Here is a 24,349-nt window from a genome sequence, read left to right on the forward strand (position 1 = left end):
GAGACACCGACATGAAACAGGCACTGCATCATCTGACGGTCGCGACGCGCACGCGCGGCCTGCACGAATTCACCGCCGAAATCGACACGTGGATCGACCGCCAGGACATCCGCACCGGGCTTCTGACGGTGTTCTGCCGGCATACGTCGGCGTCGCTGCTGATCCAGGAAAACGCCGATCCCGACGTGCGCACCGACCTCGAACGGTTTTTCGAGACGATCGCGCCCGAGTCGCCGGATCGCTACGTGCACGACGCCGAAGGCCCCGACGACATGCCTGCGCACCTGCGCACCGCGCTGACGACGGTGCAACTGTCGGTGCCGGTCGAAGCCGGACGGATGCTGCTCGGCACGTGGCAAGGCATTTATCTGTTCGAACACCGGCGCGCGGCGCATCGGCGGGAAGTCGTCTTGCATCTGATCGGCGAGTAACCTACTATACGCTCCGCGTACATCACCCGGAGCGAACATGGCAGCCGTTCAGCAGCAAACCGTCCTGCGCGACGCAATGCGCCGTCTCAACATGACCCGCGACGCGTTCGCGAGCCGCATCGGCGTGACCCGGCGGGCGCTCGACACCTGGCTTCTGCCCGACGGATCGCCGGAATCGCGTGCGATGCCGGAAATCGCCGGCCGTTATGTCAGCGAGATTCTCGAACGCGCGCCGACCGAGCGCGAATATACGCAGAGCGCATATTCGGCGATTGCATTCGAAGGCCGCGCGCATCTGCTGTCCGTCGATCAGTTTTCGCGCGATGCAGTAGAGGCGCTCTTTCGCGTCGCCGATACGATGCAGCCCATCGCGCGCCGCCAGAAGATCACGCGCGTGCTCGAAGGCGCGGTGCTCGCGAACCTGTTTTTCGAAGCGAGCACGCGCACGCGCGTGAGTTTCGGCGCGGCGTTCTGCCGGCTCGGCGGCTCGGTCTGCGACACGACCGGCTTCACCTTTTCGTCGATGGCGAAGGGCGAATCGATCTACGACACGAGCCGCGTCATCAGCGGCTACGCCGATGCGCTCGTCGTGCGGCATCCCGAGCAAGGTTCGGTGGCGGAATTCGCGCGGGCGACCAACATTCCGGTCATCAATGCCGGCGACGGCCCCGGCGAGCATCCGAGCCAGGCGCTGCTCGACCTGTACACGATCCAGCGCGAATTTTCGCGTATCGGGAAGATCGTCGATGGCGCGCATATCGCGATGGTCGGCGATCTCAAGTACGGCCGCACCGTGCATTCGCTCGCGAAACTGCTCGCGCTCCATCGCGGACTGAAGTTCACGCTGGTGTCGCCCCGTTCGCTGGAAATGCCCGACCACATCGTCGAGCAGATCGCGCGCGGCGATCACGTGATCGAGCAGACGGCCGACCTGCGCGCCGGACTGAAAGGCGCCGACGTCGTGTACGCGACGCGCATTCAGAAGGAGCGTTTCGCGGACGAGTCGATCGAAGGCTATACGCCGGACTTCCAGATCAACCAGGCGCTCGTGGACGCGGTGTGCGGTCCCGACACGCTCATCATGCATCCGCTGCCGCGCGACGGCCGCCCGGGCGCCAACGACCTGAGCACGGACCTGAACCACGATGCGCGGCTCGCGATCTTTCGCCAGACCGACAACGGCATTCCGGTGCGCATGGCGATCTTCGCGATGCTGCTGGGCGTCGAGCATCAGGTGCAGCATTCGATGCGCGATGCCGCCTGGCGCTCGCCCGCGTATGTCGGTCCGGACGATGCGGTGTTTCACGGGATCGACTAGCGTCGCGAGAGGACAAAAGCCGCTGGCGTTTCGTTCAGCGGCTTTCGTGGATGGATCAGCGGCAGGGGTATTACGCAGCCCGGTGCGTCTTCAGCCACTCGCGCAACGCGTCGTTCATGCGCGTCTGCCAGCCGTCGCCCGTCGCCTTGAACGCCTCGACGATGTCGGCGTCGTAGCGCACCGTCAGTTGCACTTTCGGCGACTCAAGACGTGGCCGGCCCAGCGGTCTCATCCTTGCGAACTGTTCGTCGGAAGGGACGAACGTGTCCGGGTCCGCGTCGATCCCCCGCTGGATCTCGGCTTCCTCTTCGGGTGTGTTCCTGTAGAGCTTCGATTTGCTGTTCATAACGTTCGACTTCCCGGTTGTTTGCCTTTCGCAGACTAATGATGCGCATTGCCGCGTTTCGCTGCGTGAAGACCACGCAATAGAGCCGCCCGGTTATCGGCACGTAGCCGATCTCGCGCACCTCGCCGTAATCGTGACGATCGTCGGCATATGACATGACGCGCGGCCAATCGATTTCCCGCGCGAGCGCGAGCGAAACACCGCGATCCCGTTGGTTCGCTTCGTCCTTCGCAGGATCGAAGATGATTTCGATGTGCATTATTGTAGTTACAGAAAAGTGGTTTTGCAAGCGGTCCTGGCGAACGTCAAGGCGCCGCATGCCGGCCGCAGACCGAATACTCATCTTGCCGATAACCCTCACCGCCCGTCGTCACTTTTTGTCGCTGCGACCCCGCTCTTTTGCCACCGCGCAACTGTGATCCTGCAACTCCTCCGACGAAGCCCAGTCGCCCGGCTTGACGTGATCGTTGAGCAGATAAAACGCAGGCGTGCCGTCGCGCAGCGTGGCGCCCGCGAGCAGCAGCGTCTGCTCGGCCATCACCTGCCCTTCTCGCGCGACGTCGGGTGCCAGCAGCTTGAACGGATCGGTGCGCGCGAGATCGGCGTCGTCGATGCGGCGGATGCGATACGCATGGCCGCGCAGCAGAACCGGAAACGGCGACCAGTCGGTGCCCGCGCGCGGCCCGTATTCGCGCAGCGCCGCGACGACGTCCGGCGCGAGGCAGTCGATATGGATATGCAGTTGGTTCTGCGTGCGCCCGTACGCCGAGTTGATCGCAAGCGAGAGCGTGTCGCGCGGCATGTCGCGATCGAGCGCCTCGTCGACGAAGCGTCGCGCCTGCCACGCCGCGCGAAAGTAGTTGGGCGTTCCGGGCACGAGCAGATCGGCGCTTTCGATGCCGCCAATGCGCGTCGTCGGAATCAGCAGATATTGCGCGACGCCGACAATATCCTTCAGCACCGCATAGCCGCCCGCGAGATTCACGTCGATGCATTTCTGCGCGATGTCGGCGCCTTCGGCCGCGGGAACACACGAATCGTGGACGATCTCCCAGAGCGCGTTCGGATTGTGGGCACGCGCGCAGGGCGCGGCGCAGGCGAGCGCGATGGAGACGAAGAGCGCGGCGAGGGAAGTCGATCGTTTGATCATGGCGACTTGCATCGTAGCCGCGTTTTGTGACGGCCTGCGCATCACATCGCCGGGGAATGCAAGTAGTCGCGATCATGCGCCGCGCGTCCTCGCATTCATCGTGGCTTTTTCGGGCCGCCCAGATATATGCGCACCGCTTCCGGCGGTCGTCATCGGTCGCGCCGATGACGCCGCATGTCAGTCGGCATCGACTTCCGGCCAGAGTCGCGGAAACACGAAGCGCAGGCTCTTCAACGGCAGCGCAAATGACAACGGGTCCCGGTGCGTTGCTGACTGCAAGATGCCGAAATCCAGCAGGCTGCGCGTGATACGGCGCGACGTCGCATCGCTCTCCCCCAGTATCCGGCTGAACTCCGCGCGTGAAAGCGGTCTGAGGAGCGCCACGGCTTCGAGAGCAAGCAATGCCTTGTCCGGCTTCACGACAGATCGTTCCGATCCGACTTGCCACGGATTGGCGTCGAGATAAACGAGCAGGTCGCGCAGTCGCGAGCGGATGCCGTCGAAAGCCAACATACCGAGCATGAAATCGACCTGATCGAGACAACAATCCAGAAAGTAGTGGACGAACCTGACAAGTTCCTCCTGCGAGAGATTGCCCCGGCCATCCAGATCGTTTCTTCGCCGCTGATCTGCCGCTGCCAGTCGGGCGTAATACTCGTCGTGGGTGCGAGCAAAACCGCGCAACGGCGACCATAGTCCATCCGTCAGCCCGAGCGCATGGAGCGTGAGATGCGAATGCAAACGGCAGACGCGTCCGTTGCCATCGATAAAGGGATGCACCCATGCGAGACGCTGATGTGAACACGCTGTCGCAATGAGCTGTAGTTCCGAGCCCTTGATCCGCGTGTATCGGGTGCTCCATTCCCTCAACAGGTCGGGGATCAACTCCGCTGGCGGTGCAAGGTGATTGCCCACCTTCACCATTCGATCTCTGAGCGCGCCGGGCACGATCTGCTGATGCTCCGACGTAGCGCGAGACTCGGCTGGCAGGCTTTCGAAGAAGAGTCGATGGATCAGCGTGACTTTGTCGGTGTCGAACAGCGCCTCAGCGCGAAGATCCCGCCATTTCGCTTTGAGCGCCTCCTCCGCCCGGATATGCGCTATCGCTGCGAACTGTCGCCCGCGTTCATCGGAGTCGTGCGAATAATGCGTTTCCAACGCCCGCTCGATGCTTGCGGGCGTGGTGTGCTGGCCCTCGATCTTGTTCGAGTAGTACGAGTTCATGCTTCGGAGAAGCGGAGCCAACGCGGCCGCAACCGGGCCACGATCCTTGGCAAGCAGCGCGCGAGATTTGGTTGCAAGTACGGACGCCTTGTCGATGAGCGCGTGGAGCACGCGCTCTTCAGGAAAAAGCGGCTGAAATGAACTGACGTCAGTCATGCGAGCGTTGTCATGTAGGGTTGGCTGTAGGGTTTATTGTAGACAACAGTGACGTACTGTATATTTAAAATCAATACATTAAACAATTTTATGTAGAGTTGATTGTAGAGTTTAAAGTAGGGTTCATCGCCCGGCATCGTCTTGGCGACAAACCCGTCGTCCCACCTCAAGTGCCGCCCCCGCCTGCCGTATACGAAAGGAAAGGGCACGTCCGTCCACACGGACCGCAGCCCATCCTTCAGCCTCGCCAGCCCCCATCGAAATGCATGCAAGAACAAAAACCCGACAGCTGGGCATCGCCATCGCAGCGTTGATGTCCATCTCGACCGCCACCCACGCCGACGTCCCCGCGACCGGCGGGAAGCTTCTCCTGACCGGCGGCGTCTCCGAAGTCGAAGGCGCCGCGGGCGGCGGCCTGACACCCTGGGCCGTGATCGGCGGCTATGGCACGGCCGGCCAGTTGGGCGGCAACGGGCACGGCACCTACGTCAGAACCCAGGACTACGCGCTGTCGACTTATGGCGGGATGGTCGGCGTTGCGAACCGCGTCGAGTTTTCACTGGCGCGGCAGACCTTCGATACACGCGATGTCGGCGCGCAACTCGGCCTCGGTTCGAACTACAAGTTCAATCAGAACATCTTCGGCGTGAAGGTACGGCTCTTCGGCGATGCGGTGCTCGATCAGGACACGTGGCTCCCGCAAGTCGCCGCCGGTATCCAGTTCAAGCACAACGAGCAAGGCGACGTCGTCAGGGCGGTGGGCGCGGCCAGCAATTCCGGCACCGATTTCTACGTCTCCGCGACGAAGCTGCTGCTCGCGAAAAGCCTGCTTCTGAACGGCACGGTGCGCTTCACCAAGGCAAACCAGTTCGGCCTGCTCGGATTCGGCGGCGACAAATCCAACGACTACCACGCCGAGTTCGAGTCGTCCGTGGCTTATATGCTGTCGAGAAGCATCGTGATCGGCGCCGAGTACCGCACCAAGCCGGACAACCTGAGCTTCGCCCGCGAACAGAACGCCTACGACGCGTTCGTCGCGTGGGCGCCGACCAAGCATGTCGCGCTGACCGCCGCCTATGTCGCACTCGGCGACATCGCGACGATCAAGAATCAGCGCGGCGTCTATCTCTCCTTGCAAGCAGGGTTCTGATCATGATGCGCGTCTTCCATTTCGCCGCCTCGGCGATCATCGCGGTCGCGGCGCTCGCGAGCGTCAATGCTCACGCCGACGATTCGCTCTATCGCGAGTTCGGAGAGAAACCGGGGCTCGTCAAGATCACCGACGATCTCTACGACAAACTTCTCGCCGATCCGCGCACGCAACCCTTTTTCGAGGACGCGCCGATCAAGCGCATCAAGCAGAAGCTCGTCGAGCAGTTCTGCGTGCTGCTCGGCGGCCCTTGCGAATACACGGGCCGCACGATGAAGCGCACGCACGAAGGGCAGAACATCGACCGTGCCGCGTTCAATGCGCTGGTCGAGGACCTGCAGGACGCGATGGACAAGAACGGCGTGCCCTTTCATGCGCAGAACAAGTTGCTTGCGAAGCTCGCGCCGATGTATCGCGACGTCCAGGATCGCGAATAAGCCGCGGCTCAAGTACGCAGGCGGCGTGCCGTTATCCCGCTAAGCGCGCGTCATTTTCGCGCATGGCAATCAACGAAGACATTCAGATGCGACTCAGCACACGATTATCGGCGGCACTCGCGTGCTGCGCAGCAGGACTCGTTACGATGAGCGCGCAGGCCGCGAGCGTTCGCGTACAGATCGTCGACCAGGCGGGCGCCGTCGTGCCCGACGCCATCGTCTATGCGATGCCCGTCAACGGCAAGATACCGGCGACGAAGCCGGCAGGCGCGGTGATCGACCAGGTGAAGCGCCGCTTCGTGCCGCTCGTGTCCGTCGCGCAGACCGGCGCCGCGATCACGTTTCCCAACAAGGACAACATCGAGCACGACGTCTACTCGTTCTCGCCCGCGAAGCGCTTCGAGCTGAACCTGTATCACGGCATTCCCGCGACGCCGGTCGTCTTCGACAAACCCGGTCTCGTGGTGATGGGCTGCAACATCCACGACTCGATGATCGCGTATCTGCTGATCGTGGATACGCCCTGGTTCGCGAAGACCGATGCAAGCGGCCAGGCCACCATCGACAATCTGCCCGCCGACGCCTATCGCGTCACCGCGTGGCACCCTCGCATGAGCGATCCGAACGCGCAGCCCACGCAGAAGGTCGGCGCAGGCACCGGCGACGCGGCGAAATTCACCTTGCAGTTGAAGCCCGAACAGAAGGTCGAATAGGCGCGCCGATGCGACTCCACAGCCTGCGTGCGCGGATTGCGCTGGTTTTCGTCCTGCTGATGCTGGCCGTGCAGGCGGCCGCGTTCGTCGTCATCAATTCGGTGATCACGTCGAACGCGCACCGCAACGCGAACGAGCAGTTGGCGGTCGCCGAGCGCGTGTTCAAGCAAGTGCTTCGAAGCAACGGCGAAAAGCTCACGCAGGCGGCGAGCGTCGTCGCGGCGGACTTCGGCTTCCGGCAGGCCATCGCGTCGCATGACGAGAAAACCGTGGCCTCGGCGCTCCGGAATCACGGCGACCGCATCCACGCGGATATCGTGATGCTCGCGGACCTCGACGGCAAGCTGATCGCCGACAGCAGCGGCCCCGCGCACGAAGGCATGCCCTTCCCGTTCCCGAAACTGCTGCGCGCCGTGGAGCGCAATGGCGACGCCTCGGCGATCGGCATGATCGACGGACGGCCGTACCAGCTGGTCGCGGTGCCGATCAAGGCGCCGTTGCCGATCGCGTGGGTCGCGATGGGTTTCGTCATCGACGACGACATGGCGCGCGAGATGAGCAGCCTGACCTCGCTCGACGTGTCGTTCATCGACCAGCGCGCCGACGGCCACTGGACCGCGCTCGCGAGTTCGTTGCCCGCAGCCGAGCGCCGTGCGTTGCAGGACCCGTCCAATCTGTCCGAAGAAAACTACGCGACGCGGCTCGTGCTCCTGAAGTCCGAAGGCGAGCCCGTTGCCGTCATGCTGCAACGTTCGCTCGCCGAGGCGCTCGCGCCGTTCCGGCGCCTGCAAACGACGCTCTTGCTCATCACACTCGCGGGCGTGCTCGTGTCGATCGTCGGCAGCATGTTCACGGCGCGCAGCGTCACGCGGCCGATCGCGGCACTCACGCAGTTTTCGCGGCGCATCGGCCAGGGCAATTACGCCGAGCCGATCGACGTGAAGCACCATGACGAAATGGGCGAACTCGCGAACGCGTTCAATCAGATGCAGCACGGCATCGCGGAACGCGAGCGGCGCATTACCGAACTCGCGTACATGGATCGCCTGACGGGTCTGCCGAACCGCGCGCTCTTTAACGACCGCCTCCAGCAGGCGATCGGCGTGGCGCTGCGCGCCGAGCATCCGCTCTCCGTGATGATGATGGACCTCGACCGCTTCAAGTATGTCAACGACACGCTCGGGCATCCCATCGGCGACCTGCTGCTGTGTGAAGTCGCGAAGCGCCTGCGCTCCGCCCTTCAGCGCGATACCGATACGGTCGCGCGTCTGGGCGGCGACGAGTTCGCCGTGCTGCTGCCCACCGACGACATCGACGCCGCGAAGCTGATCGCCAACCGGATGCTGAAGGCGCTGGAAGAACCGATCACGATCGAAGGGCAACTCGTCGATGTGGGCGCGAGCATCGGCATTGTCACCTGCCCGCTTAACGGCGCCGACATGAACGTGCTGCTGCGCCGCGCCGACATCGCGATGTACGTGGCGAAGCGCGCGAATGCCGGTTATGCGCTCTACGACGAACGCCACGACCAGAACAGCGCAGAGCGGCTTTCGCTGATGAGCGAGTTGCGGCAGGCAGTCGAGCACGATCAGTTGACGCTCTACTATCAGCCGAAGGTGGACCTGAGCACGCACAAGGTGAAGTACGTCGAGGCGCTGGTTCGCTGGGACCATCCGACGCGCGGCTTCATCTCCCCGGACCAGTTCATTCCGTTTGCCGAGCAGACCGGCTATATCAAGAGCATCTCGCGCTGGGTGGCCGACAAGGCCATCCAGCAGTGCTCGCTGTGGCACGCGCAAGGCATCGAACTGGCGGTCTCTGTGAACGTGTCGGCGCGCGAGTTGATCCAGTCGTCGCTGCCCGACACGTTCAGTGCGCTACTGCGCAAGTACCGCGTGGCTCCCGAGTGGATCTGGATTGAGATCACGGAGAGCGCGATCATGGACGATCCGAATCACGCCATCGAAACGCTGGACCGCCTGCATGCGCTCGGCATTCGCCTGTCGATCGACGACTTCGGCACCGGCTATTCGTCGCTGTCGTATCTGAAGCGCATGCCCGTCGACGAGTTGAAGATCGACAAGTCCTTCGTGATGGGCATGTTCGATCACAAGGACGACGAGACCATCGTGCGTTCGACCATCGACCTCGGTCACAACATGGGACTGAAGGTGGTGGCGGAGGGTGTAGAAAGCGAAGCGATGCTGCTGCGCCTGAAGGACCTGCGCTGCGACCTCGCGCAGGGCTTTCATCTGAGCCGGCCGCTGCCGCCCGCGAAGCTGGAGGCGTGGCTGCAAGAGTGGCAGGAATCCGCCGAGACCGCATGAAAAAGCCCGCGTTCGTGAGAACGCGGGCTTGCCTTCAGATGAGACGCGAGGCTCAGGCGGTTCTCGCCTTGTCGCCTTCACGCTCGACCGGATGCGGTTCCTTCAGCTTGTTGGCGACGCGGGTCGCTTCGAAGTAGCCGGGGTTCGGCGGGCGCTTCAGGTACTGGCCCGCACCGCGGACCGCGCGCAGGTCGCCATCGGCCCACGCAAGCGCGCCGCGCGTGAGCGTGTGCGTCGCGACGCCTTGCACCGTCATCCCTTCGAACACGTTGAAATCGACCTTCTGATGATGCGTGTTCACCGAGATCGTCTTGCTCGCAGCCGGGTCCCAGACGACCAGGTCCGCGTCCGCGCCCACCTGCACCGCGCCCTTGCGCGGAAAGAGATTGAAGATCTGCGCGGCGTTGGTCGAGGTGACGCACACGAACTCGTTCGGCGTCAGGCGCCCCTTGTTCACGCCGTGATGCCAGAGCACCGACATGCGATCCTCCACGCCGCCGCAGCCGTTCGGAATCTTCGTGAAGTCTTCGCGGCCCATCGCCTTTTGCGACGCGCAGAAGACGCAATGATCGGTGGCCGTGGTGTGAAGCTGGCCCGACTGCAGGCCCCGCCATAACGCCTCGCGATGCTCGGCCGCGCGAAACGGCGGGCTCATCACGTGGGCGGCGGCACGCGTCCAGTCCGGATCGCGATACACCGATTCGTCGATCACCAGATGCCCCGGCAGCACTTCGCCGAACACGCGCTGTCCTTCATTGCGCGCCCGCGCGATCACGTCGACGGCATCCTTCGCCGAGACGTGCACGATATAGATCGGCACGCCGAGCACCTGCGCGATGCGAATCGCGCGATTCGCGGCTTCGCCCTCGACTTCCGGCGGACGCGACAGCGGGTGCGCTTCGGGTCCCGTAAAGCCGCGCGCAAGTAGTTGCTTCTGCAACTGAAAAACGAGCTCGCCGTTTTCGGCATGCACGGTAGGCAGCGCGCCGAGTTCGAGCGAGCGTGTGAAGCTGTTCACGAGCACTTCGTCGTCGGCCATGATCGCGTTCTTGTAGGCCATGAAGTGCTTGAAGCTCGACACGCCGTGATCGTGCACGAGCGTGCCCATGTCGCGATGCACCGATTCGTCCCACCACGTCACCGCGACGTGAAAGCCGTAGTCCGCCGATGCCTTCTCCGCCCAGCCGCGCCACTCCCTGAACGCGTCCATCAGCGGTTGCTTCGGGCTCGGGATCACGAAGTCGATGATGCTCGTCGTGCCACCCGACAGTCCCGCCGCCGTGCCGGTGTAGAAGTCGTCGCTCGCGGTCGTGCCCATGAAGGGCAGTTCCATGTGCGTGTGCGGATCGATGCCGCCCGGCATCACATATTGCCCGCCCGCATCGACGATCTGCGTGCCCGCGGGCATGTCGAGATCGAGGCCGATCGCGAGGATCGTGCCGCCGTCTGTGGCATCGGCACAGAGCACGTCGGCGCGGTAGGTGCGATCGGCGTCGATCACCGTGCCGCCGCGTATCAGGATCGTCATGTTGCTGTCTCCTCGGAAAGTCATGCGCTCGCGACGCGCGTGCTGGGGCTCTTGCGCAGCTTCATCCATGTGCCATAGACGATCGACGCAAGCGCGAGCCCCACGAACCACGCATAGGTGTAGAGCGTGTTGAAGAACGCCGGCACGCTCGGAAACGATGCCGGAAAGGCGGTATGCAGAAAGCCGGGCAGGTTCGGCAGCACGCCGATCACGAGCGCCACGACCGCCGCGATGTTCCAGCCGCCGGTATAGCTGTATTCGCCGTTCTCGTCGAAGAGTTCGCGCGGATCGAGCCGGGTCCCGCGAATCAGGAAGTAATCGACCATCAGGATGCCCGCGACCGGGCCGAGCAGCGCCGAGTAGCCGACGAGCCACGTAAAGATATAACCCTGCGTCGTCGCGAGAATCTTCCACGGCATCATCACGATGGCAATGGTCGCGGTAATCATGCCGCCCGCGCGATACGAAATGCCCTTCGGCCAGAGGCTCGAAAAATCGTAGGCGGGACCGACGAGGTTCGCCGCCAGGTTGCAGCACATCGTATCGAGCGTCAGGATGACGAGCGCAATCCCCACGCCGATGCCCGTCATGCGACTCGTCAGGTCGATCGGGTCCCAGATGGCCTTGCCATAGATGACGACCGTAGCCGACGTGACCACGACCGAGATCACCGAGAGGAGCGCCATCGGTCCGGGCAAGCCGATCGACTGTCCGATCACCTGATCGCGCTGAGAGCGGGCGAAGCGCGTGAAGTCGGGAATATTGAGCGCAAGCGTGGCCCAGAAGCCGACCATCGCGGTGAGACCGGGCCAGAAGGTGGCCCAGAAGAGCCCCTCCTTCTTGCCGCCCGCGACGAACTGCGAAGGCGCCGAGAGCATCGAGCCGATGCCGCCTGCCTTCGACGTGGCCCACCACACGAGCGCGATGCACATCACGACCTTGATCGGCGCGGACCAGCTTTCGAGCCAGCGGATCGAATCGGTGCCATGCACGATGAAGTAGATCTGCAACGCCCAGAATACGAGAAAGCACGCGAACTGGCCGATGGAGATGTCGATGAACGGCAGCGCCGCGCCGTGCAATGCGTTGCCCGTGAGAATGTTCGCGAGCGTGTAGATGGCGCTGCCGCCGAGCCAGGTCTGGATGCCGTACCATCCGCACGCGACGATCGCACGCAACATCGCGGGCAGCTTCGCGCCCTGCGTGCCGAACGAGGAGCGCACGAGCACCGCATACGGAATGCCGTGCTTGGCGCCCGCATGGCCGATCAACAGCATCGGCACGAGCACGATCAGGTTGCCGAGCAGCACGGTCGCGACCGCCTGCCACGGCGACATGCCCTCTTCCGTGAGACCCGCTGCAAGCATGTACGACGCGATGTTCATCACCATCCCGACCCATAGCGCGGCGAAGTGATACCACTTCCACGTGCGTTGCGCGGGACCGGTCGGCGCGAGATCGTCGTTATAGAGGCTGCTGCCTTGCGCGCTGGCCGCGAAGCCCGGATCGACGTCATGCGCAGTCTGGTTCATCGATGCATCTCCACTCGAATCGTTGTGATGGCGACTTTCAATGTCAAGCCGCCTTGGCGGGCTCTTCGGCATCGACGCGCGCCGGGTTGTTCGGATGCGTGGTCCAGTTCGCGTATTCGCCCGCGTCCACGCGCTCCATCGTGATGCATTGCTCGACCGGGCAAACATGCATGCACAAATTGCACCCGACGCATTCGGCATCCACCACGTCGAAATGACGCACGCCGTCCTTCTCGCGCGTGATCGCCTGGTGCGACGTGTCTTCGCATGCGATGTGGCACAGGCCGCACTTGATGCACTTGTCCTGGTCGATGCGCGCCTTGATGTCGTACTTGAGGTTCAGGTACTTCCAGTCCGTGACGTTGGACACCGCGCGGCCGCGGATGTCGTCGAGCGTGGCGTAGCCCTTCTCGTCCATCCAGTTCGAGAGGCCGTCGGCGAGATCGGAGACGATCCGAAATCCATAGTGCATCGCCGCCGTGCACACCTGTACGCTGCCCGCACCCAGCACGATGAACTCGGCGGCATCGCGCCAGTTAGTGATGCCGCCGATGCCGGAGATCGGCAGGTTCGGCGTTTCGATGTCGCGTGCGATTTCCGCAACCATGTTGAGCGCGATCGGCTTGACCGCCGGTCCGCAATAGCCGCCGTGCGTGCCCTTGCCGTCGACGGTCGGCATCGGCGCCATCTCGTCGAGATCGACCGCGACGATCGAGTTGATCGTGTTGATGAGCGATACGCCGTCCGCGCCGCCCTTGTACGCGGCGCGCGAACCGACGCGAATGTCGGTGATGTTCGGCGTGAGCTTCACGAGACACGGCAGCTTCGTGCCTTCCTTGACCCAGCGCGTGACCATCTCGACATACTCCGGCACCTGGCCGACCGCCGCGCCCATGCCGCGCTCGCTCATGCCATGCGGACAGCCGAAGTTGAGTTCGACGGCGTCAGCGCCCGTGTCCTCGACGAGCGGCAGGATCCATTTCCAGTCGCGCTCGTTGCAGGGCACCATCAGCGAGACGATCAGCGCGCGGTCCGGCCAGTCGCGCTTCACTTGCGCGATCTCACGCAGGTTCACGTCGAGTGGACGGTCGGTGATCAGTTCGATGTTGTTCAGTCCCGCCATGCGCTGGCCGTTCCACTGCACCGCGCCATAGCGCGAGCTGACGTTCACCACATGCGGATCGAGTCCGAGCGTCTTCCACACGACGCCGCCCCAACCCGCCTCGAAGGCGCGGTTGACGTTGTAGGCCTTGTCGGTGGGCGGCGCGGACGCAAGCCAGAAAGGATTCGGCGAAGTGATGCCGGCAATCGTGCAACGCAGGTCGGCCATGTCGATGGGCTCCGTATCGTGTTCGTGGGGTCTTGCCGGTCAGGCGGCCTTGATGGCGGTCAGCGCGAACGAAGCATCGATCGACGCCGCCGCGAGCTTGCCGTCCTGCACCGCCTGCACCGTGAGGTCGAGTCCTTCGTGCCTCGCGCAGTCGCCGCCGGCCCATACTTTGGCGAGCGTCGTCTGACGGTTTTCATCGGTGGCGATGCGGTTGCCGTCGAGCGTCAGCAGTTCGTTCTCCAGTCCGACAGCGACGAGCGTCTGGCCGATCGCCTTCAGCACCATGTCGGCTTCGATCATGAAGCGCTCGCCTTCGCGCTCGAACTCGACGGCGCTCACGCGACCATCGGCACCGATCATGCGTATCGGCCGCGCATGCGTGACGAGCGTGACGCCGTTCATCTGCGCGAACTCGCGCTCGGCCCAGGTTGCGCTCATCTGTTCGACGCCGCGTCGATACACCATCGTTACCGAATCCGCCCCGAGCTTGCGGCTTTGCACCGCCGCGTCGACCGCCGTGTTGCCGCCGCCGATCACCACCACGCGCCGGCCGACGGGCACGGTCGCGAGATCGTCGGCCTGCCGCACTTGCTCGATGAAATCGACCGCGTTCATCACGCCCTCGAGCGCTTCGCCATCGAGCGCAAGCGCACGTACACCGCCAAGTCCGATCGCGAGGAACACTGCGTCGTATTGCTTGCGAAGATCGTCGAGCGTCACATCGCGGCCTAGCATCACGCCCTGTTTCAGTTCGATGCCGCCAATCGAGTAAAGCCATTCGACTTCGCGCTGCGCGAAGTCCTCGACGGTCTTGTACGCCGCGATGCCGTATTCGTTCAGACCGCCGGGCTTCGCGCGCGGATCGAAGATCGTCGCGCGATGGCCGGCAAGCGCAAGGCGATGTGCGCATGCGAGCCCCGCGGGTCCCGCGCCGACGACCGCGATATGCCGGCCCGTATCGGCGGCGCGTTTGAACAGATGTTCGCCGCGCGCCATCGCCCAGTCGGTGGCGTGCCGCTGAAGTGCGCCGATCGCGACCGGCTTGTCGCCCGGATGATTGCGTACGCATGCGCCTTCGCAAAGAATCTCTGTCGGGCAGACCCGCGCACACATGCCGCCAAGCGGATTTGCCGAGAGAATGTCGGTCGCCGCGCCCTTCAAATTGCCGTTGCCGATCTTGCGGATGAAGCTCGGGATGTCGATGGACGTCGGGCACGCCTGAATGCACGGCGCGTCGTAGCAATAGTGACAGCGGCTCGATGCCGCCGCGGCGGCGGTCGCGTCGAGCAAGGGCGCGACGTCGGAGAACTCGCACGCGAGCTGTTCCTGCGAGAGGCGATGCGCCGCAATGTCGCCGGTTTGCTTCATGGTCATACGCGTTCCTTCGTCAAGATGAAGACGTAGCCGTGCCCGCCGGCTTCGCGCAACGCGAAGCCGGGACGGCGCTGCAACAGCGAAGTTGATCAGGCGTTACGAGGCTGGTTCGGATGCGCGTCCGAGCATCGCGTGAAGCAGGACGTTGGCGCCCGCCTCGATCCATTCCTGCGATGCGTCTTCGATCTCGTTGTGACTGATGCCATCGACGCAAGGCACGAAGACCATCGACGTGGGCGCAACTTGCGACAGATAGCACGCGTCGTGTCCCGCGCCCGACACCATGTCGCGATGCGAATAGCCGAAGCGTTCCGCAGCCGCGCGCACGGACTTCACGCAGGCTGCGTCGAACGCGACGGGCGCGTAATAGAAGATCTGTTCGAGTTCGGTCTGAAGGCCGATGCCGTCCGCGATGCGCGCAACGCCTTCGCGCAGTTCGGCATCCATCTGCGCGAGCACGGCATCGTCGGGATGACGAAAGTCGACGGTGAAGAACACGCGGCCTGGAATCACGTTGCGTGAGTTCGGGTGGACCTGCATCATGCCGACCGTCGCGCAGGCGAGCGGCGCATGATCGAGGCCGATGCGGTTGACGAGATCGACCACGCGCGACGCGCCGAGCAATGCGTCCTTGCGGCGCGGCATCGGCGTCGGACCTGCATGGGCTTCCTGGCCCGTCAGCGTGATCTCGTACCAGCGCTGGCCCTGCGCATCCGTGACGACGCCGATCGTCTTTTTCTCCGCTTCGAGAATCGGCCCCTGTTCGATGTGAAGTTCGAAAGCCGCATGCAGTCGACGTCCGCCGCACGGCACATCGCCTGCATAGCCGATGCGCCTGAGTTCCTCGCCAATCGTCTTGCCGTCCACGTCCTTGCGCGAAAGACCGTAGTCCAGCGTGAAGACCCCGGCGAACACGCCCGATGCGACCATCGCCGGTGCGAAGCGCGAGCCTTCCTCATTGGTCCAGATCACGACTTCGATCGGATGCTCGGTCTCGATCGCGTGATCGTTGAGCGTGCGGATCACTTCGAGGCCACCGAGCACGCCATAGATGCCGTCGAAGCGGCCGCCCGTCGGCTGCGAATCCGCGTGCGAACCCGTGATGACCGGCAGCGCATCGAGGTTGCGTCCGGCGCGGCGCATGAAGACGTTCCCCATCTGATCGACGCTGATCGTGCAGCCCGCCTCCTTCGCCCAGCTCACGATGAGATCGCGGCCCTCGCGGTCGAGATCGGTCAGCGCGAGACGACAGACACCGCCTTTAGGCGTCGCGCCGATTTTTGCCATCGTCATCAGGCTGTCCCACAGGCGCTGACCGTTCACTTGGAGCGATGTATCGAGACCAGCCGCTTCGTTTGCATTCGTAGTTGCATCCGTTACCGCGTTCATTCGATTCGCTCCTTCAATCGTGGCTGAGGGGACATGAAACTGGTGCATCCGCGTAGCATCGTGGCGCGCTGCCGCACGTAGCCGGTGCACTTTTTTTCTTTCTAAGGGATGATCCTGATGCTGCGTTCCGCTGCTTAGCGAATCCTGTCCGGTTGGACAGGTTGTAGCCGATTAAAATAAGCAAATCAATGTGTTTCGTGTGCTGCAATACAGAGCGAGAAGCGTGCCATTGCGACGCAACATGGCGCTTTTTAACAAGCCTGTTCGCTGGATGGAGCCGCGTTAAGCGAACGGACCGATATGAGTGGAACAGGCGCGACAGGGCTTGCAAGCCGCGCGAGGCGAAACGATGAGACACGACGATGCAGCAGCCGACGCACTAGAAAGCGACACCGCCGCTGCGCCTTTGCGGCGCCGCAAGGCGCACATTCGCGAATCGAACGAAGCCCACTTGCTGGCGTGTGCGGAAGCGGTGTTCGCCGAACGCGGACTGGAGGGCGCGAGCACCGCGATGATCGCGGAGCGCGCGGGTTTGCCCAAAGCCAACTTGCATTACTACTTTCCGACCAAGCTCGCACTCTATCGGCGTGTGCTCGAAGACGTCTTCGAAGACTGGCATCGCGCGGCCGATACGTTCGAATGCAGCGACGACCCGGTCGAAGCAATCGGCGGTTATGTGCGCGCGAAGATGGAATTGTCGAGGCGCCGGCCGCTCGGCTCGAAGGTGTGGGCGAGCGAGATCATTCACGGCGCGCAGCACATGCAGGACATCCTGGGGGAACGCGTAAAGCCCTGGCTCGATTCGCGCGTGAGCGTGATCGAACATTGGGTCGCGCGCGGACTGCTCGCGCCGGTCGACGCGCAGACGCTCATGTTTCTGATCTGGGCAACGACGCAGCACTACGCCGACTTCGACGCGCAGATCCGCGCGCTAAAGGGCAAGCGCGCGCTGACGCAAAAGGCCTTCGATACCGCGACGGAAGAAGTCGTACGGCTCGTGATTCGCGCATGCGGAGCGGTGTCGCCAGCGGACAGCCAGGCGACGCGCACATAGAAAATCGCCTGACGCTTGGAAGCGTCAGGCGATTTTCTTTAAGCATCACGAAGCCGCGAAGGCTTCGCGTCGAACCACTTTGGCTTAGTGACCGAAGTAGATCGAGTCGGGACCGGACGTCGGTGCAACGCGCAGGCCCGAAGCCGAGCTACCGGCGGTCGAAGGACCGTAGCCAGTCGCCGCATTGCCTTGTTCGGCGTTCACGCGAGCTTGCGCTGCCTGAATGTTCTGCGGGTAATTCACGCGATCCGTCGACGGGTTGTAGCCAGCGCGTTCGAGTTGAACCAGTTCGGCGCGAACTTCGGCGCGCGTGACGGGTGCGTTGTTTTGAGCGAACGCGAACGTCGGAGCAGCCAGAGCCGAAGCGATGACGAGTGCGGGAACGAATGCCTTGATCATGATGAACCTCCAATATCTTGTTTTGAGAAATGCAAGGAACCGGAAGCCTTTTATTAAGTTTCTGATTCGCTTTGCTTGAAAACAAGTTTAGGCGTGGGCTCATCTAGGGGAAACCCCTATTTGCGCGAAACATTATTGTCTGTTTCACAATAGTGTTACTGCGTCTATCGGCGCGATTGACGCGCTTTATGAGGCGGCGACGCGCTCCAGTGCGGCGCTCACAAGCCGTTCCAGCAGAGGCTGGACTTGCGACGCACGCGCTTCATCGTAGGCGAAGGGCAGCGTCTCTTCCATGTACGTCGCCTGTGTCAATTCGAGTTGCACCGAATGCACGCCCTCGGCCGGCTGACCATAACGTCGCGTAATGTAGCCGCCTTTGAAACGACCGTTCGCTATCGCCGTGTAGCGTCCGTCCTGCTTCACGATCTCGGCCAGCATGTCCGCCAGGCCCGCGACGGCGGTCGTGCCATCGGCGGTCCCGAAGTTGAAGTCCGGCAAACGTCCGTCGAAAAAGCGCGGCACGACCGATCGGATCGAATGCGCTTCCCACAGCAGCACGCGGTCGTGTTTCGCTCGCAAGCTAGCGAGTTCCTGCGTCAACGCATCGTGATAAGGCTGCCAGTAAGTCGCGCGCCGCGCGTCGATCTGGGCGCGATCCGGCGCGCGTCCGGGCCGGTAAAGCGGCGCCTTGTCGAACGTATCGACGGGGCACAGGCCGGTCGTGTCGCGGCCGGGATAGAGATTCGCGTCGTCGGGCGGCCGGTTCAGGTCGATCACATAGCGCGCGTATTCAGGCAGCAGGACCGATGCGCCCAGGCCCTTTGCGAACGCATAGAGACGTTCGAGATGCCAGTCGCAATCGTCGACGCGCAGCGCTTCTGGCGTCATGTCGGCGGCGAGCGCTTCGGGAATGCGCGTGCCCCGATGCGGAATCGAGATCAGGAGCGGCGCCGTGCCGCGTTCCAGCGTGTAGATAGTCGAGTCGTTCATGTTCGTGGTCTCTAGGTTCGTGGCGCGCTCATAGCAAGAGCGACGCCAGCGCCGCGCGGTAGCGCGCAAACGCGTCTTCCTCATCCGCATGACGGCGGTCATCGACCACTTTACGCCCGCCCACATAGACATCGCGAACCGGCGTGTTCCCATGCTCGCCGAACACGATGCTCGACAGCCACGTCTCGCGATCGTGCCCCGCGATGCCCGGATGATCCGCATCGAGCACGATCCAGTCCGCGCGCTTGCCCGCCATCAACGCGCCCGTCGCGCGGCCGCTCGCACGCGCGCCGCCTTCGAGCGACGCGTCGAAGAGACGATCTGCGGGACGGCTTTGCGTCGCCGATGCGAGCACGTTACGCTCGCGCCGCAAGAGACGCTGGCCGTATTCCAAAAGCCGCAATTCCGCGCGCCAGTCGACGCCGATATGGCTGTCCGAGCCCACGCCGATACGGCCGCCCGCCGCGAGATAATCGCGAGCCGGAAAGAGCCCGTCGCCGAGATTCGCCTCGGTGGTGAGGCACAGGCCCGCGACGGCGCCGCTCGCGGCCAGTCGCGCGGTCTCGTCGGCGTCCATGTGGGTCGCGTGGACGAGGCACCAGCGATCGTCGAGATCGAAGCGATCCAGCAGCCATTGCACCGGGCGCTGTCCGCTCGCCGCGATGCATGCGTCGACTTCGGCCGTCTGCTCCGCAATGTGGATGTGCACGGGCGCGCGGTCGAACCGCGCGTCGAGTCCTTCGATCAACGTGCGAAGCGAATCGTCCGATACCGCCCGCAACGAATGAGGCGCGACGCCATAACGTCGCGAGCCGTTCTCCGGCCGCGCGCGCCGCAACGCATCGAGCAGGTCGAGCAACTGTTCCGGCGTGTTGAGAAAGCGCCGCTGATCGTCGCGTGGCGCGCTCTTGCTAAAGCCGCTGTATTGATAGAGCACCGGCAACATCGTCATGCCGATGCCCGCGTGCCCCGCCGCATCCACGACACACTGCGCGAGTTCGGCGCGATTCGCGTAGGGCGTGCCGTCGCTCGCGTGATGCACGTAGTGGAACTCGCACACCGACGTATAGCCCGCCTTGAGCATTTCGATGTAGAGCCAGCGGGCGATCGGTGCAAGCGTCTCGGGACCGACCTTCGCGGCAAAGCGGTACATCAGGTCGCGCCAGCTCCAGAACGTATCGGTCGCGCTCGCGCGATACTCGGTGAGCCCCGCCATCGCGCGCTGGAACGCGTGCGAATGAAGGTTCGGCATGCCGGCGATGACCGGGCCTGCGGCGCGCGGCGTAGCGGGCGGCATCGGACTGTCCGGCGTGACCGCGACGAGCGTGCCTTCGTCGTTCCATTCGAGCAGCACGTCGCGCTGCCAGCCATCGGGAAGACGCGCGTGATCCGCGAAGAGTGAAGTCATCGTGAAGGGTCCGTTATGACGATACCGATCTGCAGCCACGACGCTTCATGCTGCATGCAAGTCACGACGCACTCGCGCGCAGTCGATGCATCGAGGCGAAGCGTGTCGTCGGGCTGGAGCGTAAAGCGCGTTTCGCCGTCCAGCGCGACCGCTATTTCGCCTTGCACGCAGAAGATGATCGTGACGTCATCGGCAGGCACGATGCGCGATTCGCGACGATGCGCCCGCACCGTCGCTCGCGCGCGATCGCGCCGCACCATCACGTTGAAGTCGCGTGTCGGGCCGTCGACGAGTGTCGCGTCGATCGGCGTTTCGCCCGCGAACGAGGCCATCGCGAGCGGCGTGTCCAGCGCATGCGTGCGGCCGTTCGCTTCATGCAGCCGCATGCCCGCGCCTTCGAGCAGCACCAGCGTGCGGTCGATGCCCGCAAACGTCGAGAAGGCGCCGGGCATATCGACGTTAGCGATGCTCAGGCGCCACGCGAACGCATCGAGCGCCGCGCCTTTCGGCTCGGCGTCGATTTCGCGCGTCACGCCGCCGCCGTTTTTCCAGGGCGCCGGCACGAGCGATTCGCCACGGATCAGGTTCATCAGAAGTGTCCGGTGAACTGATAGCGGTCGCCGGGATGCCACAGGTTCGCGACCGATGCCACCGCGTCGCGCGACCACGTGCGCCGATGCAGCAAGAGACACGGCTCATGCTCTTTCATCGCGAGCGAGCGGCGCGTGTCGTCGGAAGGAATCGCGGCCTCGATACGATACTCGACGCGCTGCAACGGCGCCGCCGCCATCAGGTACTGGTTCGGCGTGATCGTCGTGAAGTCCTGCCGCGCGTATTCGGGCGCGAGCACGGGGTTCACGTGCCGCTCCTCGATCTGCACCGGCTCGCCGTTTTCGAAGTGCAGCACGCGCGAATGAAACACGGGGCTGCCTACCGCAAGCTGCATTTCATCGGCGAGCAGTTCGTCGACGATCGATGCGCCCAGATGCAGCACGTCCGCGCGATACGTATGTCCGCGCGCGGCGATCTCGTCGGAGATGCTGCGGATTTCGACCAGCGTCGACGCATATTTCGGTGTTGCCACGAAAGTGCCCGCGCCCTGCACGCGCGTGAGCACTTGTTCGGCGGTCAGTTCGCGCACCGCGCGATTGACCGTCATGCGCGCGACCTTGAACTCGCGCGCCAGTTCGTTTTCGGAGGGCACCTGATCGCCCTCCCGCCACTCGCCGATATGAATGCGCGTCAGGATGTAGTCCTTGATCTCCTGATAGGCAGGCGTATTCATGCAGTCTGTTCCGACGCGAACTCGAACGGGCTGTGCTTCGCGATCTCGCCGCCTTCGACGAGCTTCGCGATCGCCGCGATGTCCGGCGCGAAGTAGTGGTCAATATCGTAGTGCGCGACCTTCGCGCGCAGCGTCTTCATCACGTCGATGAGGCGCGGGCTGGTCTCGTGCGGCGCGCGCAAGTCGACGCCCTGCGCCGCCGCGAGCAGTTCGATCGCGAGAATGTTGGCCGTGTTGCTCGCGATGTCGCCGAGCTTGCGCGCCGCGAACGTCGCCATCGACACATGATCTTCCTGGTTCGCCGAGGTCGGCAGCGAATCGACGGACGCCGGATGCGCGAGCGTCTTGTTCTCCGACGCGAGCGCGGCCGCCGTGACGTGCGCGATCATGAAGCCGGAATTGACGCCGCCATCGCGCACGAGGAACGGAGGCAAACCGGACAGCGTGGCGTCGATCAGCAAGGCAATGCGGCGTTCCGCCAGCGCGCCGATTTCGGCGGCCGCGAGCGCGAGGTTGTCGGCGGCGAACGCGACGGGTTCCGCATGGAAGTTGCCGCCCGAAAGCACTTCGCCAGTATCGGGGAAGATGAGCGGGTTGTCGGAGACCGCGTTCGATTCGATCAGCAGCACGTCGGCCGCGTGGCGCATCTGGTCCAGACACGCGCCCATCACCTGCGGCTGGCAACGCAGGCTGTACGGGTCCTGCACCTTGTCGCAATCCGCGTGCGAGAGATTGATGCCCGAACCTTCGAGCAGCGTGCGATAGGCGGAGGCTGCATCCATCTGTCCGCGATGGCCGCGCAAGTCGTGGATGCGCGCATCGAAGGGCACGACCGAACCGGCCGCCGCATCGACGGACAGCGCGCCCGCGACGAGCCCGGTGCGGAACAGGTCTTCGATCGCGAACATGTTGTAGAGCGCGAGCGCCGTCGACGCCTGCGTGCCGTTCAGCAGCGCGAGGCCTTCCTTGGCCTGCAGGTTCAGCGGCTTGAGACCGGCGACGCTCAGACCGTCGAGCGCGCTCGCGCGTTCGCCGCGAATCATCACTTCGCCGATGCCGAGCAACACCGTCGACATGTGCGCGAGCGGCGCGAGATCGCCCGACGCGCCGACCGAGCCCTTGACCGGGATCACCGGTAGAACGTCGGCGTTGAAAAGCGTGATGAGCGCGTCGATGACTTCGCGACGGATGCCCGAATGACCGCGCCCGAGGCTCGACAGCTTGAGCGCGATCAGAAGGCGAACGACCGGTCGCGACATGGGCTCGCCGACGCCCACCGCGTGCGACAACACCAGATTGCGTTGCAGCAATTCGAGCTGGTCGGCGGGAATGTGCGTGCTCGCGAGCCGCCCGAAGCCCGTGTTGATGCCGTAGGCCGGCTCGCCTTTCGCGGCGATGTCGGCGACGGCCTTCGCGCTCGCGTCGATGGCGGCGAAGCTCGCCGGATCGAGTTCCAGCGAGTCGGAACCGCGTGCGATGCGGCGCAATTGCGGCAGCGTCAGAAAACCGGGCGTCAGCTTGATCATGGCTCATCCTGTCTATACAAGTTAGAGCCAAGTCTAAACGGCCCTTATCCTATAAACAAGAGGTCATTAGGGAATTCACTGACGCCTCGCGGCGCGTTGTCTATACAGATTTGACGCCTAGAACCGATGCTGGATGCCCGCCGTCACCCCGGCCTGCGTGTCCGCCGCTCCGGTCAGGTCGCGCGAGAGGCTCACGTTCTGGTCGTTCGCAGCGAAGGCGTAGCCGCCCGAGAGATAGAGCGTCGTGCGCTTCGAGAGCGAATAGTTCGCACGCACGGAGAGCAGGGTCGGGTCGCCGTCGGTCGCGCCCTTGATGTCCTGATGATAGACGGCCGCATACACCGTGAAGTCCGGCGCGAAGTCGTAGGAGCCGCCGAACCAGTACATGTCGCTGCGCAGCGTCTCGGCGAGTGTGTTGAACGTGCGCCGATAGTTGCGATAGCCCGCCATCACCTTGGCCGCGCCGAAGTCGTAGCTCGCGCCCGCGTGGATGCCCTGGATATAGCGGGTGGTGTCGGCGGGCGTGACGCTCTCGCTTGCGCCGTTCTGGCGGTCGAAGGTCGCGACGACCGCGAATGCGCCGCGCTCGTAACCGAGGCCGAAGTCGTACTTCGAACTTGTCTTCATGCTGCCCGGCACGTTGCCGAAGCCGTACATCGCGCCGACCTTGAAGCCGCTGAACTCGCCGTCGTAGCGCACTGCGTTCGCGGAGCGCGAAAAGAGTCCGTCCTTGCGGCCGCCGGTCGCCGTCGAACTGGTCGCCCACGAATAGTTCGGCGCGTAGGCCATCGGATCGAACGGCAGCATGTAGTCGTAGGTCGTCGTGAAGGTGCGGCCGAGAATTACCTGACCATAGGTATTGTGCTTCAATCCGACGGTCGCGCGACGGTCGAAGAGCGCGTTCGGACCGTCATCCAGTTGCCCGTTCGCGATGTTGATGCCGCTTTCCAACTGGAACACGGCCTTCAGGCCGCCGCCCAGATCCTCGGCGCCCCGCATGCCGAAGCGCGACGTGTTCTTGCCGCCCGACACGAGGCGCGCGGCGCCGCCGTCCGGGCTTGCGTGGTTCACATACTCGACACCGGCATCGACGATGCCGTACAGCGTGACGCTCGACTGCGCATGCGCCGTGCCGCTGCCTGCGATGCCCGCGAACGATGCGATCGCGGCGAGATGGATGCTGCTGCGTTTCATGCGTCTTCCTCCGTTGTGATTTTTGTTTTCGATGCGCGCGCGCATGCCCGCGCGACACGCATACGCGCGCGCGGGACTTCGCTTCGGA

At 63.8% G+C, this 24,349-nt stretch carries 23 protein-coding genes; 7 read left to right on the plus strand and 16 right to left on the minus strand.

Annotation, left to right across the window (positions count from 1 at the left end; genetic code table 11):
* Positions 1-11 precede the first annotated feature (11 nt).
* Together AWB66_RS16220 and AWB66_RS16225 are read left to right on the plus strand one after the other, a co-directional pair.
* Positions 12-431, plus strand: coding sequence for a secondary thiamine-phosphate synthase enzyme YjbQ (locus AWB66_RS16220; protein ID WP_087631249.1), 420 nt, complete (start codon positions 12-14; stop codon positions 429-431).
* 37 nt (positions 432-468) lie between these two features.
* Positions 469-1,749, plus strand: coding sequence for an aspartate carbamoyltransferase (locus AWB66_RS16225; RefSeq protein WP_087631248.1), 1,281 nt, complete (start codon positions 469-471; stop codon positions 1,747-1,749).
* Positions 1,750-1,819: 70 nt separating this feature from the next.
* On the opposite strand, the gene AWB66_RS16230 is transcribed toward AWB66_RS16225, so the two are convergent.
* The 4 genes from AWB66_RS16230 to AWB66_RS16245 all read right to left on the minus strand — a co-directional run bounded on the left by AWB66_RS16230 (position 1,820) and on the right by AWB66_RS16245 (position 4,625).
* Positions 1,820-2,044, minus strand: a complete 225-nt coding sequence (locus AWB66_RS16230; RefSeq protein ID WP_327354660.1) for a BrnA antitoxin family protein — start codon at positions 2,042-2,044, stop codon at positions 1,820-1,822.
* Positions 1,953-2,354 carry a BrnT family toxin gene (locus AWB66_RS16235; protein ID WP_327354645.1) on the minus strand — a complete coding sequence of 134 codons (402 nt, stop codon included), beginning with the start codon at positions 2,352-2,354 and terminating at the stop codon, positions 1,953-1,955. The genes AWB66_RS16230 and AWB66_RS16235 overlap by 92 nt, the downstream gene beginning before the upstream one ends.
* Before the next feature lie 111 nt (positions 2,355-2,465).
* The gene (locus tag AWB66_RS16240) at positions 2,466-3,245 is read right to left on the minus strand and encodes a CDP-diacylglycerol diphosphatase (RefSeq protein ID WP_235021132.1); all 780 of its coding nucleotides are present in this window, start codon (positions 3,243-3,245) and stop codon (positions 2,466-2,468) included.
* A gap of 177 nt (positions 3,246-3,422) precedes the next feature.
* Complete coding sequence (locus tag AWB66_RS16245; protein WP_087631245.1) at positions 3,423-4,625, minus strand: Fic family protein; 1,203 nt, start codon at positions 4,623-4,625, stop codon at positions 3,423-3,425.
* 313 nt (positions 4,626-4,938) lie between these two features.
* On the opposite strand from AWB66_RS16245, the gene AWB66_RS16255 reads away from it, so the two are divergent.
* From AWB66_RS16255 to AWB66_RS16270, 4 genes are all read left to right on the plus strand, one after another.
* A complete protein-coding gene (locus AWB66_RS16255) occupies positions 4,939-5,775 on the plus strand; it encodes a DUF3034 family protein (RefSeq protein WP_235021131.1) in 837 nt (278 codons plus the stop codon).
* A 2-nt stretch (positions 5,776-5,777) separates the two neighbouring features.
* Positions 5,778-6,212, plus strand: a complete 435-nt coding sequence (locus AWB66_RS16260; protein WP_087631242.1) for a group I truncated hemoglobin — start codon at positions 5,778-5,780, stop codon at positions 6,210-6,212.
* A 146-nt stretch (positions 6,213-6,358) separates the two neighbouring features.
* Positions 6,359-6,925, plus strand: coding sequence for a methylamine utilization protein (locus AWB66_RS16265; RefSeq protein ID WP_087631241.1), 567 nt, complete (start codon positions 6,359-6,361; stop codon positions 6,923-6,925).
* Positions 6,926-6,933: 8 nt separating this feature from the next.
* A complete protein-coding gene (locus tag AWB66_RS16270) occupies positions 6,934-9,252 on the plus strand; it encodes a putative bifunctional diguanylate cyclase/phosphodiesterase (protein WP_087631240.1) in 2,319 nt (772 codons plus the stop codon).
* 52 nt (positions 9,253-9,304) lie between these two features.
* Here the strand turns inward: AWB66_RS16270 and hydA are convergent, their stop codons facing one another.
* From hydA to AWB66_RS16295, 5 genes are all read right to left on the minus strand, one after another.
* Positions 9,305-10,780 (minus strand): dihydropyrimidinase, encoded by a 1,476-nt coding sequence (gene hydA, locus AWB66_RS16275; RefSeq protein ID WP_087631239.1) that lies wholly within the window; start codon positions 10,778-10,780, stop codon positions 9,305-9,307.
* A gap of 20 nt (positions 10,781-10,800) precedes the next feature.
* Entirely contained in the window at positions 10,801-12,312 is a 1,512-nt protein-coding gene (locus AWB66_RS16280) for an NCS1 family nucleobase:cation symporter-1 (protein ID WP_087631238.1), read from the minus strand.
* Positions 12,313-12,355: 43 nt separating this feature from the next.
* Positions 12,356-13,642 carry an NAD-dependent dihydropyrimidine dehydrogenase subunit PreA gene (preA, locus tag AWB66_RS16285; RefSeq protein WP_087631237.1) on the minus strand — a complete coding sequence of 429 codons (1,287 nt, stop codon included), beginning with the start codon at positions 13,640-13,642 and terminating at the stop codon, positions 12,356-12,358.
* A gap of 39 nt (positions 13,643-13,681) precedes the next feature.
* Positions 13,682-15,016 (minus strand): NAD(P)-dependent oxidoreductase, encoded by a 1,335-nt coding sequence (locus AWB66_RS16290; protein ID WP_087631236.1) that lies wholly within the window; start codon positions 15,014-15,016, stop codon positions 13,682-13,684.
* Between the two features lie 96 nt (positions 15,017-15,112).
* On the minus strand, positions 15,113-16,405 hold the full coding sequence (locus AWB66_RS16295) for a Zn-dependent hydrolase (RefSeq protein WP_087631235.1): 1,293 nt from the start codon (positions 16,403-16,405) through the stop codon (positions 15,113-15,115).
* A 349-nt stretch (positions 16,406-16,754) separates the two neighbouring features.
* Between AWB66_RS16295 and AWB66_RS16300 the strand changes: the two genes are divergently transcribed.
* On the plus strand, positions 16,755-17,459 hold the full coding sequence (locus tag AWB66_RS16300) for a TetR/AcrR family transcriptional regulator (protein ID WP_087631280.1): 705 nt from the start codon (positions 16,755-16,757) through the stop codon (positions 17,457-17,459).
* Between the two features lie 84 nt (positions 17,460-17,543).
* Here AWB66_RS16300 and AWB66_RS16305 read toward each other — a convergent pair whose 3' ends face one another.
* The 7 genes from AWB66_RS16305 to AWB66_RS16335 all read right to left on the minus strand — a co-directional run bounded on the left by AWB66_RS16305 (position 17,544) and on the right by AWB66_RS16335 (position 24,261).
* Positions 17,544-17,855: a DUF4148 domain-containing protein gene (locus tag AWB66_RS16305; RefSeq protein ID WP_087631279.1), complete on the minus strand. Its 312-nt coding sequence runs from the start codon at positions 17,853-17,855 to the stop codon at positions 17,544-17,546.
* 189 nt (positions 17,856-18,044) lie between these two features.
* A complete protein-coding gene (gene hutG, locus AWB66_RS16310; protein ID WP_087631234.1) occupies positions 18,045-18,848 on the minus strand; it encodes an N-formylglutamate deformylase in 804 nt (267 codons plus the stop codon).
* Between the two features lie 28 nt (positions 18,849-18,876).
* The gene (locus AWB66_RS16315) at positions 18,877-20,256 is read right to left on the minus strand and encodes a formimidoylglutamate deiminase (protein WP_087631233.1); all 1,380 of its coding nucleotides are present in this window, start codon (positions 20,254-20,256) and stop codon (positions 18,877-18,879) included.
* Complete coding sequence (locus AWB66_RS16320) at positions 20,253-20,846, minus strand: HutD/Ves family protein (RefSeq protein WP_087631232.1); 594 nt, start codon at positions 20,844-20,846, stop codon at positions 20,253-20,255. The genes AWB66_RS16315 and AWB66_RS16320 overlap by 4 nt, the downstream gene beginning before the upstream one ends.
* Positions 20,846-21,541, minus strand: a complete 696-nt coding sequence (gene hutC, locus AWB66_RS16325) for a histidine utilization repressor (RefSeq protein WP_087631231.1) — start codon at positions 21,539-21,541, stop codon at positions 20,846-20,848. The genes AWB66_RS16320 and hutC overlap by 1 nt, the downstream gene beginning before the upstream one ends.
* Positions 21,538-23,067: a histidine ammonia-lyase gene (gene hutH / locus AWB66_RS16330; protein ID WP_087631230.1), complete on the minus strand. Its 1,530-nt coding sequence runs from the start codon at positions 23,065-23,067 to the stop codon at positions 21,538-21,540. The genes hutC and hutH overlap by 4 nt, the downstream gene beginning before the upstream one ends.
* A gap of 117 nt (positions 23,068-23,184) precedes the next feature.
* On the minus strand, positions 23,185-24,261 hold the full coding sequence (locus tag AWB66_RS16335; protein WP_087631278.1) for a porin: 1,077 nt from the start codon (positions 24,259-24,261) through the stop codon (positions 23,185-23,187).
* Positions 24,262-24,349 lie beyond the last annotated feature (88 nt).

It is taken from the genome of Caballeronia telluris, assembly GCF_001544495.1.
Taxonomy (GTDB): domain Bacteria; phylum Pseudomonadota; class Gammaproteobacteria; order Burkholderiales; family Burkholderiaceae; genus Caballeronia; species Caballeronia telluris.